At 71.7% G+C, this 14027-nt stretch carries 11 protein-coding genes and 1 pseudogene; 2 read left to right on the top strand and 10 right to left on the bottom strand.

Annotation, left to right across the window (positions count from 1 at the left end):
* Window positions 1-66: 66 nt before the first annotated feature.
* Complete coding sequence (locus tag ACFY8O_RS01080; RefSeq protein WP_387897623.1) at window positions 67-1041, bottom strand: LacI family DNA-binding transcriptional regulator; 975 nt, start codon at window positions 1039-1041, stop codon at window positions 67-69.
* 292 nt (window positions 1042-1333) lie between these two features.
* Between ACFY8O_RS01080 and ACFY8O_RS01085 the strand changes: the two genes are divergently transcribed.
* Window positions 1334-3202, top strand: coding sequence for a lectin (locus tag ACFY8O_RS01085; protein ID WP_387897626.1), 1869 nt, complete (start codon window positions 1334-1336; stop codon window positions 3200-3202).
* Between the two features lie 185 nt (window positions 3203-3387).
* Window positions 3388-4086: a hypothetical protein gene (locus ACFY8O_RS01090; RefSeq protein WP_387897629.1), complete on the top strand. Its 699-nt coding sequence runs from the start codon at window positions 3388-3390 to the stop codon at window positions 4084-4086.
* Window positions 4087-4154: 68 nt separating this feature from the next.
* Here ACFY8O_RS01090 and cimA read toward each other — a convergent pair whose 3' ends face one another.
* The 9 genes and pseudogenes from cimA to ACFY8O_RS01135 all read right to left on the bottom strand — a co-directional run bounded on the left by cimA (window position 4155) and on the right by ACFY8O_RS01135 (window position 13891).
* Window positions 4155-5762, bottom strand: a complete 1608-nt coding sequence (cimA, locus tag ACFY8O_RS01095; protein WP_387897632.1) for a citramalate synthase — start codon at window positions 5760-5762, stop codon at window positions 4155-4157.
* A gap of 398 nt (window positions 5763-6160) precedes the next feature.
* Window positions 6161-6763, bottom strand: a pseudogene (locus tag ACFY8O_RS01100) (TetR/AcrR family transcriptional regulator); the annotation flags it as partial.
* A 5-nt stretch (window positions 6764-6768) separates the two neighbouring features.
* The gene (locus tag ACFY8O_RS01105; protein WP_387897635.1) at window positions 6769-7785 is read right to left on the bottom strand and encodes an agmatine deiminase family protein; all 1017 of its coding nucleotides are present in this window, start codon (window positions 7783-7785) and stop codon (window positions 6769-6771) included.
* Window positions 7786-7794: 9 nt separating this feature from the next.
* A complete protein-coding gene (locus ACFY8O_RS01110) occupies window positions 7795-9477 on the bottom strand; it encodes an urease subunit alpha (protein ID WP_387897636.1) in 1683 nt (560 codons plus the stop codon).
* The gene (gene ureA, locus ACFY8O_RS01115; RefSeq protein ID WP_145802878.1) at window positions 9477-10166 is read right to left on the bottom strand and encodes an urease subunit gamma; all 690 of its coding nucleotides are present in this window, start codon (window positions 10164-10166) and stop codon (window positions 9477-9479) included. Before ureA ends, ACFY8O_RS01110 begins: the two co-directional genes overlap by 1 nt.
* 156 nt (window positions 10167-10322) lie before the next feature.
* Window positions 10323-11426, bottom strand: coding sequence for a branched-chain amino acid aminotransferase (locus ACFY8O_RS01120; RefSeq protein ID WP_145802880.1), 1104 nt, complete (start codon window positions 11424-11426; stop codon window positions 10323-10325).
* 293 nt (window positions 11427-11719) lie between these two features.
* Window positions 11720-12763 (bottom strand): 3-isopropylmalate dehydrogenase, encoded by a 1044-nt coding sequence (locus ACFY8O_RS01125; RefSeq protein WP_145802882.1) that lies wholly within the window; start codon window positions 12761-12763, stop codon window positions 11720-11722.
* Window positions 12764-12858: 95 nt separating this feature from the next.
* Window positions 12859-12987 carry a hypothetical protein gene (locus ACFY8O_RS01130; RefSeq protein ID WP_387897640.1) on the bottom strand — a complete coding sequence of 43 codons (129 nt, stop codon included), beginning with the start codon at window positions 12985-12987 and terminating at the stop codon, window positions 12859-12861.
* Between the two features lie 304 nt (window positions 12988-13291).
* On the bottom strand, window positions 13292-13891 hold the full coding sequence (locus ACFY8O_RS01135) for a TetR/AcrR family transcriptional regulator (protein ID WP_208765980.1): 600 nt from the start codon (window positions 13889-13891) through the stop codon (window positions 13292-13294).
* Between the last annotated feature and the right edge of the window lie 136 nt (window positions 13892-14027).

Below are 14027 nucleotides of genomic sequence, written 5' to 3' on the forward strand. Positions count from 1 at the left end.
TGGCTTCGCCGCGGTGCGGTGCGGCGGGTCGGGGATACGGACGGGAGGCCTCGCGGGCCGGACCCGTTACGGCGCCGAGCGGCGCACGACCAGTTCGGTGGGCAGCACGACCGGTCCGTCCGGTACGGCGGTGCCGCCGAGATGGGAGAGCAGCAGGCGGGCCGCGGCCTCGCCCATCTGCCGGGTGGGCTGATGCACGGTGGTCAGCGGCGGTTCGGTGTGTTCGGCCATCGGGATGTCGTCGAAGCCGACCACCGCGATGTCGTCGGGTACGCGGCGGCCGGCGGCTCGCAGGGCCCGCAGGACACCGGCTGCGCTGATGTCGTTGTGCGCGAAGACGGAGTCGAACTCGACTCCGGAGGCGAGGAGTTCCTCCACGGCGAGCCGGCCACGGCGTTCGGTGAAGTCTCCGTCCACGACCAGGTCGGTGGGCAGGACGGACCGGAACCCCGCGAGCCGGTCGCGCACGCAGCCGAAGTGCTTCGGCCCCGTGACGACCAGGGGTCTCGTGCGCCCCGCGTCCCGCAGGTGGCGGGCGGCGCAGGCGCCTCCCTCGTGATTGGTGGTCACGACGGAGGGAAATTCCGGGTGGTGGCCCCTGTCGTCGATCAGGACGATCGGCAGACCGGACCGGTGCAGTGCGGTGAGCTGGTCGAGGGTGTTCTCCGGTTCGACGACGACGAGACCGTCGAAGGCACGCGCCGACACCTGGGTGGTGAAGCGCTCGACGGACTCGGCCCCCCGGTTGCACGTGAAGAGCAGCAGCCCGTAGTCGGCGGCCTCGACGGTGTCGACGACCCCCTGGAGCACCTCACCCATCCACGGCCAGGTCAGCGAGGGCACCAGCATCCCGACCGTGCGGCTGCTGCCGCGGGCCAGTCCGACGGCGCCCGAGCTGGGCACGTAGCCGAGGTCCGCGATCACTTCACGAACGCGGGCGGCCGTGGATCCGTCCACTTCGCCCTTGAGGTTGATGACCCGCGACACGGTCGTCTTGCTGACGCCGGCCTCACGGGCGACATCGGCGATGGTGACACGCATCGGGGCCTCCAGGGGCAAGGCAGGACAGGGTGGTTCGCAGGGCTTCGGTACCGGTTCCGCAACCGGTACCGGAACCGGTACCGGCGTTGCGGCTGGAGTTAACCCCCCTGGAACAGAGGCGTCAATACTTCACACCGAGATTGGTCCGTACCCATACCGAAAGGAGATGCGACGGCGCTTGCGTTCACTTCTCGAAGGTACGGACCTATTGACGCGGACACGTAACTGCCAGTTCACTCACGCTCGTTCGACGGCACCTCCCCGACGCCCCTGCCGAGAAAGGCAGCAGCCCATGATTCGGACAAGCAGAACGGCGAGGGTCCTCGTCGCGACGGCACTCGCCACGGCGGGCCTCGCCGGGCTCTCCTCCGGGACCGCCCAGGCCGCCGGCGAGACCGTGAACATCGTGCTGACCACCACGGACGACGCGGGCGGGCGCCATGTCACGCGCGGTCTTCAGGCCCAGACGCCGGTCTCCTTCGTCGCCGGCAACGGGGGCCCGGGCACCGGTATCACCGTCGACGAGAACACCCGCTACCAGACCTTCACCGGGGGCGGGGCCTCGTTCACCGACACGGCCGCCTGGCTGATGAAGGGCAGCGGGGCGCTCAGCCAGGCCACCCGCGACCAGACGATGAAGAAGCTGTTCTCCCCCACGGAGGGCATCGGGCTGTCGTTCGTCCGCAATCCGATGGGCGGATCCGACCTCGCGCGGTTCGGCTACACCTACGACGACATGCCGGCCGGGCAGACCGACCCGAGCCTCGCCAACTTCTCGATCGCACACGATCTGCAGGACGTGCTGCCGCTCACGCGGCAGGCCAAGCAGCTCAACCCGGCGCTGACGACGGTCGCCTCGCCGTGGACGGCGCCGGCCTGGATGAAGGACAGCGGGCAGCTCAACGGCGGCTGGCTGAAGGCCGAGAACTACGGGACGTACGCCGACTACTTCGTGAAGTACCTCCAGGCGTGGAAGGACCAGGGCGTCCCGGTCGACTACGTCACCGCGCAGAACGAGCCCACCTGCTGCTCCGGTTACCCGTCGATGAGCTGGAACGCCTCGGGTCTCGCCTACTTCACCAAGAGCGAGCTGCTGCCGGGGCTCCAGGCGGCCGGGCTGGCCACGAAGGTCCTGGCGCACGACTGGAACTGGGACACCTACGACGCGTACGCCGCCCAGACGGTCGACGACGCCGCGGTGCGCAGCCACCCGAACTTCGGCGGGGTCGCCTGGCACGGCTACGGCGGCGACGTCGCGAAGCAGACCGCCGTGCACGACCGGTACCCGCAGGTGGACGCGTTCCAGACCGAGCACTCCGGCGGTACCTGGATCGCCGACCAGCAGCGCGAGGACATGCTCGACATCATCGGCTACACCCGCAACTGGGCGAAGTCGGTGACCAAGTGGTCGCTGGCCGTCGACCAGAACCGGGGGCCGCACAACGGCGGCTGCGGCACTTGCGACGGGCTGATCACCGTGCACAACGGGGACAGCCGGCACGGCCAGGTCGACTACACGGTCGAGTACTACACGATGGGACACCTGACGAAGTACGTCCGGCCCGGCGCGTCCCGGATCGCCTCCACCGCGAGCACGGCCGTGCCCAACGTGGCCTGGCGCAATCCGGACGGTTCGAAGGCCCTGATCGCGTACAACGGCGGCACGTCGGCCCAGCAGGTCACCGTCAACTGGGGCGGCCAGAAGTTCACCTACTCCCTGCCCGGCCGCACCTCGGCGACCTTCACCTGGTCGGGCACGCCGTCGGGGTCCCCGGGGAGCAGCGGCGCGCTGACGGGCATCGACGGCGCCTGCCTGGACGCCACGGACAACAGCGCCGCCGACGGCACCCCCGTCCAGATCTGGGACTGCACCGGCGCCGCCAACCAGAGGTGGACGGTCGGCGCGGACGGCTCCGTCAAGGTGCTGGGCACCTGCCTGGACGTCACCTCGGGCTCGACGGCCGACGGAGCAAAGGTCCAGCTGTACACCTGCAACGGCTCGGGCGCGCAACGCTGGACGTACGATCCGGCGACCGGGGACGTGGTGAACACGGCGGCGGACAAGTGCCTGGACGTGACGGGCCGGTCCTCCGCGAACGGCACCCGGGTGCAGATCTGGACCTGCACCGGCGCCGCCAACCAGAAGTGGCGGCTCCAGTAGGAGCCCGGAGCGGGCGGCGCCGGGCGGGAACACCCCCGCCGGGCGCCGCCGTGCGACGCGGACCGGCCGGGCCTAGACTTGGAGGACCGGGGCCCGCTCAACGCACCGTGGCACGGGGCAGGTTGAGGGCCGGTGCGGACGGAGGCCGGCGGGTGCGCCCGGGCCGAGGAGGGACGGAGGCGGCCATGCCACGGACCAATCCGCATCTTGAGGACGGCGGCGGAGTCGGGGACGTCTTCGGCCCGTCGCACGAGGCGCGCGGGTGGCAGGCGGGGTACGACGCGGGAATCGGCTCACCGCATGGCGTGCCCGCAACCCCCCTGGTCCGGGTCGGCGGCTTCATGGACGCCTTCGCGGAGGGCGCCGCGGCGGGCAGCACCGACGGCGCGGCGGGGGGCTGGCGGCTGTGGGCCGTACGGGAGGAGGGCCCCGGCGCCGTGACGCGCCCGCCGGGCACGGAACCCGTGGACAGCGGCGAGACCGGGGACGCGGCACCGAACTTCCCGCTCGCGTGGCCCGGTGTGGGGCCGTTGCCGCTGCTGCCGATGCTGACGCACAGCGCGCCGGAGGCGCACGCCGCGTGGACCACCCAGCTCGCGGGCCTGGCCCTGCGGCGGGCTCTCGCCGCGCAGGGCGATCCCGGCCGTCTCTACCTGCCGGTCTGCCTCCAGCCCGAGCACTCCCTCACCGGTGACGCCGTGCTCGACGCCGGCTACTGGCACGGCACGGTGTCCGGCTCCTTCGGCACCGCGGGCCGGGAGGCGGCCGAGCACGCGCTGGTGCGTGTGCCGCACTTTCCGGGGCTGGTGCGCTACCGCCCCGAGGACGACCACAACTTCTGGGAGTGGCTGCCACTGGCGCAGGGGGACCTGACACTGCCGTGAGGGAGGAGGCCGCTCGGGCCCCCGCTCCCCCGTGAGGGGCACCGGGAGGCGTGAGCGGCCGGGGCACGCTACTCCGTCGGCTCCACACCGGCCCGCAGCAGACCGAAGGTGTACGCGTCCTCCAGGGCCTGCCAGGACGCCGCGATGACGTTCTCGGCCACGCCGACCGTGGCCCAGTCACCCGTTCCGTCGCCGGTGGTGATCAGCACCCGGGTGGTGGACTCGGTACCGGTGCGGCCCTCCAGGATGCGGACCTTGTAGTCGATCAGCTCCAGCTTGGCGAGCTGCGGGTAGATACGCTCCAGGCCCACCCGCAGGGCCCGGTCCAGGGCGTTGACCGGGCCGTTGCCCTCGGCCGTGGCGACGATGCGCTCGCCCTTGGCCCAGAGCTTCACCGTGGCCTCGTTGGCGTGGGTGCCGTCGGGGCGGTCCTCGACGATGGCCCGCCAGGACTCGATGCGGAAGTAGCGGCGGGGCCTGCCGTCGACCTCGGCGCGCAGCAGCAGCTCGAAGGAGGCGTCGGCCGCCTCGTAGGTGTAGCCCTTGAGCTCGCGTTCCTTGACGCGCTCCACGACCCGGCCGACGAGCGCGCGGTCGTCCCCGAGGTCGATGCCGAGCTCCTTGCCCTTGAGCTCGATGGAGGCACGGCCCGCCATGTCGGAGACGAGCATCCGCATGGTGTTGCCGACGAGTTCGGGGTCGATGTGCTGGTACAGGTCGGGGTCGACCTTGATCGCGGAGGCGTGCAGTCCGGCCTTGTGCGCGAAGGCCGAGACCCCGACGTAGGGCTGGTGGGTGGAGGGCGTGAGGTTGACGACCTCGGCGATGGCGTGGGAGATCCGGGTCGTCTCGGCGAGCGCGCCGGCGGGCAGGACGGTCTTGCCGTACTTGAGTTCCAGGGCGGCGACGACGGGGAAGAGGTTGGCGTTGCCGACCCGCTCGCCGTAACCGTTGGCGGTGCACTGCACGTGGGTGGCGCCGGCGTCCACGGCGGCCAGCGTGTTGGCGACGGCGCAGCCCGTGTCGTCCTGGGCGTGGATGCCGAGCCGGGCACCGGTGTCGGCGAGGACGGTGGAGACGACGGCCTGGATCTGGGCCGGGAGCATGCCCCCGTTGGTGTCGCAGAGGATGACCACGTCCGCGCCGGCCTCGTGCGCGGTGCGCACGACCTGCTTGGCGTACTCGGCGTCGGCGCGGTAGCCGTCGAAGAAGTGCTCGCAGTCGACGAAGACGCGGCGGCCCTGCTCCCGGAGGTGGGAGACGGTGTCGCGGACCATCTCCAGGTTCTCCTCGAGCGTGGTGCGCAGCGCGAGTTCCACGTGGCGGTCGTGGGACTTGGCGACCAGCGTGATCACCGGGGCCCCCGAGTCGAGGAGCGCCTGGACCTGCGGGTCCTCGGCTGCCTTGCCGCCCGCCCTGCGGGTGGCCCCGAAGGCGACGAGCTGGGCGTGCTCGAAGTCGATCTCCTGGCGGGCGCGGGCGAAGAACTCCGTGTCGCGGGGGTTGGCCCCCGGCCAGCCGCCCTCGATGAAGCCCACACCGAAGTCGTCCAGATGCCGTGCAATGGTCAGCTTGTCCGCGACCGTCAGGTTGATGCCTTCGCGCTGCGCGCCGTCGCGCAGCGTGGTGTCGAAGACATGGAACGTGTCGTCGGGGGCCGAGGCCTTGGTGGTCATACTGATCTGACTCCTGTCGGGTGAGCGGATCCGGACGAATCGGCTCCACTTGCCCCCATCATCTCGCGTGCCTCGCCCCGGCCGTGGTGTGGGCCGGAAAACGAAAAAACCCCTCGCGGGTGCGAGAGGTCTGCGCGCGGGTCTGGGGCACGATGTCCGTTCGGTACGTGGTGGTACGGAACGGTCACTGCGGACCGGCGCGCCTGCTGCCGATAATCATGGCGAACGAGGACACGGCAGCAGTCTGGCACAGCGGCACCCCTGGGTCTCCGGGCGTCTCAGGATGCGGGCGTGACGTCCGTCGCACCGCCGTCGGAGGGCTCCGGGGCGGCGCCGGCCGCATCGCCGTCAGCGGGCGACGGCAGGGGGACGGGGTCCTTCGCACCGCCGGAGGCGGGCCCGGGCACGAGCGTCTCGTCCACGTACCGGCGCACCTGGTCCAGGACCTGCTCCCGGCCGGTGCCGGGGATGCCGACGGTGACATGGATGCTGAACCCGTCCAGCAGGGCCCGCAGCCGGGTGGCGGCACGGCCGGTGTCCACGGCACGGAACTCCCCCCGCGCGGCCCCCTCGGCCAGCAGCTCCACGAGATCGCGGTGCCAGGCGTCCTCGATGGCGGCCTGGCGTGCGCGGGCGTCGTCGCCGGCGTCCTGCGAGCGGTTCCAGACCTCCAGCCAGAGCGTCCAGTGCGGATCCCGGTGTCCGTCGGGGACGTACAGCGCGATGTAGGCGTCGAGCCGATAACGCACGCCGCCCGGGGCGGTGAGCAGCGCACGGCGTTCGGCGCCGAGCCGCGCCTCGCTCCACTCCAGGGTCTGGAGCAGGAGTTCGTCCTTGGTGCGGAAGTAGTAGAGGAGGTGCCCGCTGCTCATGTGGACCTCGCGGCCGAGCCCCGCCATCGTGAGCCCGTCGAGGCCGCGCTCGGCGACGGTGGCCATGACGGCGGCGAGCACGTCCTCCCGGGGCGGGGCGATGTTGCGGCGTCGCGGGGTAGCGGTCACGGTTGTCAGATCCTGGGCTGTTGCTGTGTGATGCAGTGGATGCCTCCACCACCGGCAAAGATCGTACGGGCGTCGACGCGTGTCACCGTACGGTCCGGGAACAGGTCGGCGAAGATCGCCGCCGCCTCCTCGTCCCTGGGGTCGTCGAAGGCGCAGAGGATCACACCGTCGTTGCAGAGGTAGTGGTTGATGTAGGAGTGGTCGTTCCACCCGCCGCCGGCGTCCCGCGACGCCGTGGGGGCGGGGACCTCCACCACCTCCAGCGGGCGGCCCGCCGCGTCGGTGGCGGCACGCAGGAGGCGGAGCGTCTCACGGGTGACGTCGTGGTCCGGGTGCGAGGGGTCGGGCTGGACGTGGGCGACGACGACGCCGGGACGGGCGAAGGCGGCGACGATGTCCACGTGCCCGAGGGTGCCGTAGGTGCCGTAGTCCCCGGTCAGGCCCCGCGGCAGCCAGAGGGCCTTCTCGGTGCCGAGGCGGGCGTGTATCTCCTGCTCGACGGCGCGTCGTGTCCAGCCGGGATTGCGCTCCTCGCCCAGCTGGACGGTCTCGGTGAGCAGGACCGTGCCCTCGCCGTCGACGTGGATCGCGCCGCCCTCGTTGACCAGCGGCGAACTGTGGACGGGGACCTGCGCCAGCTCGGCGACGGCGCGCGCGATGTGCCGGTCGTGCTCCCAGCGGGCCCAGCCCTGTGCGCCCCAGCCGTTGAAGGTCCAGTCGACCGCGGCCAGCCGGCTGCCGTCGGTGACGAAGGTGGGGCCGATGTCCCGCATCCAGGCGTCGTCGAGAGGGCGTACGGCGATCTCGACGTCCGGGCCGAGGAGCTCGCGGGCACCGTCCTCCTGGCCCGGACCCACGATCACGGTGACCGGTTCGAAGCGGCGCACGGCGCGGGCGACCGCGGCCCAGGCGCGACGGGCCTCGTCCAGTTCCGCGGCGGTGGCGAAGGTGGGGTTGGGGCCGGGCCAGGCCATCCAGGTGCGCTCGTGCGGGGCCCACTCGGGCGGCATGCGGAAGGTCATGGCGGGTTCCTAGAGGAAGTAGAGGCGGTTGAGGGACACGGAGTCGGCGGCCGGTGAGCGCAGCGGGTCCCCGTCCAGGGTGACCAGGCCGGTCTCGCCGTCCACACCCACCTGTCCGGTACGGGAGTTGAGGCGCAGGTCGGCGGGTCCGATGCCGCGCGTGCCCCGCACGGCGACGCGGCGCCGGCGGGTGGGCATCAGGTCGGCGCCGAGCTGGGCCGCGGCCTCCGCGACGAAGGCGACGGAGAGATCGGCGGCGGTGGCCCCGTACGCGCCGAACTGCGGTCCCAGGATCAGGGGTTCGCAGGTGTCCGTGGCGGCGTTGGGGTCGCCGGTGACGCCGTACGCGGGAAAGCCGGACTTCAGGACCAGCTGGGGTTTCGCACCGAAGAACTCCGGCCGCCACAGCACGATGTCGGCGAGCTTGCCCGTCTCGATGGAGCCGACCTCGTGCGCGATACCGTGCGCGATGGCGGGGTTGACGGTGAGCTTGGCGATGTAACGCAGTACGCGCGCGTTGTCGTCGGCCGGGCCGTCGCCCTCCATCGGGCCGAGCTCGGCCTTCATCTTCGCCGCCATGGCGAAGGTGCGGCGCACGGTCTCGCCGGCCCGCCCCATGCCCTGGGCGTCGGACGAGGTGATCCCGATGGCTCCCAGGTCGTGCAGCACGTCCTCCGCCCCCATCGTCCCGGCCCTGATCCGGTCCCGGGCCATGGCGGCGTCACCGGGGAGGTCGGTCTTGAGGTCGTGGACGGAGACGATCATCCCGTAGTGCTCGGCGACCGCGTCGCGCCCGAACGGCAGCGTCGGGTTGGTGGAGGAGCCGATGACGTTCGGGACTCCCGCCATCTTCAGGACGTTGGGCACGTGCCCGCCGCCGCAGCCCTCGATGTGGAAGGCGTGGATCGTGCGGCCTTCGAGCACGCTCAGGGTGTCCTCGACGGAGAGACACTCGTTCAGCCCGTCGCTGTGCAGGGCGACCTGGACGTCGTACTCCTCGGCGACCCGCAGCGCGGTGTCCAGGGCGCGGGTGTGCGCGCCCATGTCCTCGTGGACCTTGAAGCCGCAGGCTCCGCCCTCGGCGAGGGCCTCCACCAGCGGCGCCCGGTGCGAGGAGGAACCGCGGCCGAGGAAGCCGATGTTGACCGGCCAGGCGTCGAAGGCGCCGAAGGCGTGGCGCAGGGCCCACGGGGAGTTGACGCCGACACCCCAGACCGGACCGAACTCCTGGCCGATGATCGTCGTGACGCCGGAGGCCAGCGAGGCTTCCATGATGCGCGGGGAGAGCAGGTGGACGTGCGGGTCCACGGCGCCCGCCGTCGCGATCAGGCCCTCGCCGGAGACGATCGTCGTGCCGGTGCCGACGACCACGTCGACCCCGTCCAGGGTGTCCGGGTTGCCGGCCCGCCCGATGGCGCTGATGCGGCCCTCGCGGATACCGACCGAGACCTTGCGGATGCCCAGCACGGCGTCGACGACCAGGACGTTGCTGATGACGACGTCGCAGGTCTCCCGGACGGCGGCGGCCTTGAGGTGCAGGCCGTCGCGGGCCGTCTTGCCGAACCCGGCCAGGAACTCGTCCCCCGGCTTCTGGGAGTCGGACTCCACGCGCACGGTCAGCCCCGAGTCGCCGAGCCTGACCCGGTCCCCGGTGCGCGGACCGTGCACGGACGCGTACTCGTACGGATCCATCACGCGCCCTCCCCCGCCCCGAGGTAGCCGCAGGCCGCCGCTCTGCGCAGGGCCTCCTCCTTGGCGCCCGGAGCGTCCAGCGGACCGTCGACGAGACCGGCGAAGCCGATGGCGACCCGGGCGCCGCCGATCGGGACGAGCGCGGCGCGCACGGACTCGCCCGGGCCGAAGCGGACGGAGGAGCCCGCGGGCACGCTCAGCCGCATCCCGTACGCGGCGGCACGGTCGAAGCGGAGCCGGGGGTTGGCCTCGAAGAAGTGGAAGTGGGACGTGACGCTGACCGGCACGGTCGCGGTGTTGTGGACGGTGAGCCGCACGGACGGCTCGGGCTCGGGTGTCCCGGGGCCCGGGAGGAGGGCGCCGGGGGCGTCCGCGCCGAGTGAGCCTCCGCCGAGGGGGTCGCTGACGACCGCGAGCCGGGAACCGTCGTCGAAGACGGCCTCCACCTGGACCTCCGTGACGATGTCGGCCACCCCGGGCAGCACGTCGCCGGGTCCCAGTACGGCACGCGCGGCCTCGATCGCCTCGGCGAGCCTGCGCCCGTCCCTGGCGGCCTCGCAGACGGTGTCGGCGATCAGGGCCGTCGCCTCGGGGACGTTGAGCCGCAGGCCCCGGGCGCGCCGGGCCCTCGCCAGCTCGGCGGCGCCGAAGAGCAGCAGCCGGTCGCGTTCGGTCGGGGTCAGTCGCACGGTACGCACCTCCAGGTTCGAGCAGCACTCTAACCAGTTTTGAGCAGCGCTCAAAACCCTGGGCGTGAGAATCCGCGCGGCCCGGGGACGCACGAAGGCCGCGCCCCTCGCGAGGGGCGCGGCCTTCGTGCGTCAGCGGCGCGTACGGCCGGGGACTCAGCCGAGCCGGTGCATCCAGCCGTGGGTGTCCTCGGCGATGCCACGCTGGATGTCGAGCAGACGCTCGCGCAGCTTGAGGGTCACCTCGCCGGGGGTGCCGTCGCCCTGGGTCCACTCGCCGTCCGCGCACTTCACGGTACCGACGGGGGTGATGACGGCGGCGGTGCCGCAGGCGAAGACCTCGGTGAGGGTGCCGTTCTCGGTGTCGGCGCGCCACTGGTCGATGGAGACCCGGCCCTCCTCGGAGGCGTAGCCGAGGTCGCGGGCGACGGTGAGCAGGGAGTCACGGGTGACGCCGGCGAGCAGCGAGCCGGTGAGCGAGGGGGTGACGATCCGCTTGCCGCCGTCCTCCTGCTCGTACACGAAGTAGAGGTTCATGCCGCCCAGCTCCTCGACCCACTTGTGCTCGACGGCGTCGAGGTAGGCGACCTGATCGCAGCCCTTGGCGGCGGCCTCGGCCTGGGCGAGCAGGGACGCGGCGTAGTTGCCGCCGGTCTTGGCGTCACCCATGCCGCCGGGAACGGCGCGGACCCGGTCCTGGGAGAGCCAGATGGAGACCGGCTTCACTCCGCCGGGGAAGTAGGCACCCGCGGGAGAGGCGATGACGAGGAAGAGGTACTCGTTGGCGGGACGGACACCCAGACCGACCTCGGACGCGATCATGAAGGGACGCAGGTAGAGGGACTCCTCGCCGCCGTGCGCCGGGACCCACGCCTGGTCCTGCCGGACCAGCACGTCACAGGCCTCGATGAAGGTCTCGGCGGGGAGCTCGGGCATCGCGAGGCGGGCTGCGGAGCGCTGGAAGCGGGCGGCGTTGGCCTCCGGGCGGAAGCTGGCGACGGAGCCGTCGGGCTGCCGGTAGGCCTTGAGCCCCTCGAAGATCTCCTGGGCGTAGTGCAGCGTCATGTTGGCCGGGTCGATGGACAGCGGCCCGTACGGCACGAGCTGGGCGTCGTGCCAGCCGCGCCCCTCGGTCCAGGTGATCGTCACCATGTGATCGGTGAAGTGGCGGCCGAAGCCGGGGCTGGCCAGGATCGCCTCGCGCTCCGCGTCGGACAGCGGGTTCGAGGAGGGCTTGAGCTCGATCGTGGGCGTCGTCATGAGTGCGTGTCCTTCACCGGTCTTGTGTGTGATGGACCGCGCCCACGCCTGCGCCTCTCCGGCGTCGGCCGGAAGGTTGTAGGACGTCCGAGCACTACCACGAGCCGCGGTCCCGCGTTCGATTATCTCTCGCGGGCGGCCCTGCACGAAATGACGTGTTTGCGGTGACGTCGACGCTGTCGCTACGGCGACGCGAAAACGCGGTCCTGGGGTCGATGGTGGCACCCGGGGACCGCAAGGTGAAGCCGCCGGGTGCGGTTGCGACCCGGCGGCTTCGAAGTGGAGGCGTCGGGTCAGCTTGCTACGCGTACCGCGAGCGCGTCGCCGATCTCGTCGGTGGTGCGCGGGGTCGCTCCGTCGCGCTCCGCGAGGTCGGCGGAGACGGCGTCCTCGATGCGCACGGCCTCGGCCTCGTAGCCGAGGTGGCGCAGCAGGAGGGCGACGGAGAGGATCGTGGCGGTCGGGTCGGCCTTGCCCTGGCCCGCGATGTCGGGGGCAGTGCCGTGGACCGGCTCGAACATGGACGGGAAGGCACCCGTCGGGTTGATGTTGCCGGACGCGGCCAGGCCGATGCCGCCGGTCACGGCAGCGGCGAGGTCGGTGAGGATGTCACCGAAGAGGTTGTCGGTGACGATGACGTCGAAGCGCTCCGGCTGGGTGACGAAGAAGATCGTCGCGGCGTCGACGTGCAGGTAGTCGGTGGAGACCTCGGGGAACTCCGCCGCGACCTTGTCGAAGGTGTTCTTCCACAGGTGGCCCGCGTACACGAGGACGTTGTTCTTGTGGACCAGCGTCAGCTTCTTGCGGGGGCGGGCGGCGGCCCGCGCGAAGGCGTCACGCACGACGCGCTCGACACCGTAGGCGGTGTTGACGCTGACCTCGGTGGCGACCTCGTGCTCCGTGCCGGTGCGCAGGGAACCGCCGTTGCCCGTGTACGGGCCCTCGGTGCCCTCGCGGACGACGACGAAGTCGATCTCGGGACGGCCGGCCAGTGGCGTCGCGGTGTTCGGGAAGAGCTTCGACGGCCGCAGGTTGATGAAGTGGTCGAAGGCGAAGCGCAGCTTCAGCAGGAGCCCCCGCTCCAGCACACCGGACGGGACCGACGGGTCGCCGATGGCTCCGAGCAGGATGGCGTCGTGACCCTTGAGGGCTTCGAGCTCCGCGTCCGGGAGGGTTTCACCGGTGCGGTGCCACCGCTGGGCGCCGAGGTCGTACTCCTTGGTCTCCAGCTTCACATCCTGCGGGAGAACAGCGTTGAGGACCTTGAGGCCCTGGGTGACGACCTCCTGGCCGATACCGTCGCCGGGGATCACTGCGAGATCGATGCTGCGAGACATGCAGGCAGCCTAGCCCTCCGTCCCACCCCATGACATCCGACGTCCACCATGCGGACATGATCCGAGGTCGGCGGCCATGGGGCGGAAGGCCGGTCTCAGTGACCCGTCGACCCGCCGTTGTCCCTGCGGTCGAGGGCGCGCTGCAGTGCGGCGGCGGCGTTCTTGCGCTCCGGCTCGGCGGAGCGGGGGGTACGGCGGACGCGGCGGGTAGTGGTCTCGGCCATGACGGATCGACTCCTTGAGATCGCGTGGATTTCGGGATCGGGACTTCGCGCGGACGGATGTCGAGATCGGGATTTCGAGGCGCCGGAAGGGGCGGGGAGCGGATGCCGCAGGGGTTGCCTGCTTCGGGGCGCGCTCACTTCCGCCGGTCGCTGGTCACGCGATTCGTTCGGCTCCTACAAAGCTAGGGCAGCTGGAGCCATCTGTCTCCACAGATACTCGGACTTCCTACTATCTGAGACGGCCGCGACGGGGGACGGGCCGTCGCGACCCGTCCCCCGCCCCGCGGCGCGCCCCTCTCCCGGCTCAGAGATCCACGGTGAGCTGCGCCTGGACATGTGCGCGCAGGACGCCCGCCATGTCCGTCGCGCGGTCGCCGAGCAGCCACTGCACCTGGAGGCCGTCCATCAGGGCGATCAGCTGCCGGCCCGCGTCGTCCGGCTCGATGCCCGCGCGCAGGGCACCTTCCAGGCGGGCCTGCGCGTAGGCCCGCTGGGCGCCCTGCACCGAATTGCCGTACCGGCGGACGAAGTAGCCGTGTGCGGGGTGGTCCGCCGCCGTCGCCTCGGCGGAGACCACGGTGAACAGCTCGACGATGCCGCGCCGGGTGGAGTTCAGCGCGGCCAGCTCGGCGAAGCGGCGCAGCCGCCCGACGCCCGTGGTGCCCCCCAGCGACAGCCAGGCGCCGTCGACCTCGTCCCGGTGCTCCAGGACGGCGAGCAGCAGCGCCTCCTTGGTCGGGAAGTGGTGCAGCAGCCCGGTGTGCGAGATGCCGCAGCGGGTCGCGAGCACCCGCAGCGACGCCCCCCGGTAACCGGCCTCGCCGAACAGGGCCATGGCCTGGTCGAGGATCTCCAGCCGCTTCGCACGGCCCTTCGCGTAACCGCGGGGCGCTTCGCCCGTCACCCGCCGCTCCCCCGGTCCGCCGGCGAACAGCCGGCCGGCTGTTCGGTGCATCGGATCGCCATACGGCCTCCTGTGGACAGGGCCCGGAGATTCGGTCCCGGAGATACTTACCAGCTGGTCGGTATTGACTCTATGG

The sequence above is a fragment of the Streptomyces argenteolus genome, assembly GCF_042902585.1.
GTDB lineage: Bacteria > Actinomycetota > Actinomycetes > Streptomycetales > Streptomycetaceae > Streptomyces > Streptomyces argenteolus.

What these genes read in the sequence shown, in the direction of transcription:
- ACFY8O_RS01130 (WP_387897640.1), bottom strand. Translation starts at nt 12,987, where the DNA reads ATGGCCGAGACCACTACCCGCCGCGTCCGCCGTACCCCCCGCTCCGCC.
- ACFY8O_RS01125 (WP_145802882.1), bottom strand. Translation starts at nt 12,763, where the DNA reads ATGTCTCGCAGCATCGATCTCGCAGTGATCCCCGGCGACGGTATCGGC.
- ACFY8O_RS01110 (WP_387897636.1), bottom strand. Translation starts at nt 9,477, where the DNA reads ATGGATCCGTACGAGTACGCGTCCGTGCACGGTCCGCGCACCGGGGAC.
- ACFY8O_RS01080 (WP_387897623.1), bottom strand. Translation starts at nt 1,041, where the DNA reads ATGCGTGTCACCATCGCCGATGTCGCCCGTGAGGCCGGCGTCAGCAAG.
- ACFY8O_RS01085 (WP_387897626.1), top strand. Translation starts at nt 1,334, where the DNA reads ATGATTCGGACAAGCAGAACGGCGAGGGTCCTCGTCGCGACGGCACTC.
- ACFY8O_RS01090 (WP_387897629.1), top strand. Translation starts at nt 3,388, where the DNA reads ATGCCACGGACCAATCCGCATCTTGAGGACGGCGGCGGAGTCGGGGAC.
- ACFY8O_RS01120 (WP_145802880.1), bottom strand. Translation starts at nt 11,426, where the DNA reads ATGACGACGCCCACGATCGAGCTCAAGCCCTCCTCGAACCCGCTGTCC.
- ACFY8O_RS01105 (WP_387897635.1), bottom strand. Translation starts at nt 7,785, where the DNA reads ATGACCTTCCGCATGCCGCCCGAGTGGGCCCCGCACGAGCGCACCTGG.
- cimA (WP_387897632.1), bottom strand. Translation starts at nt 5,762, where the DNA reads ATGACCACCAAGGCCTCGGCCCCCGACGACACGTTCCATGTCTTCGAC.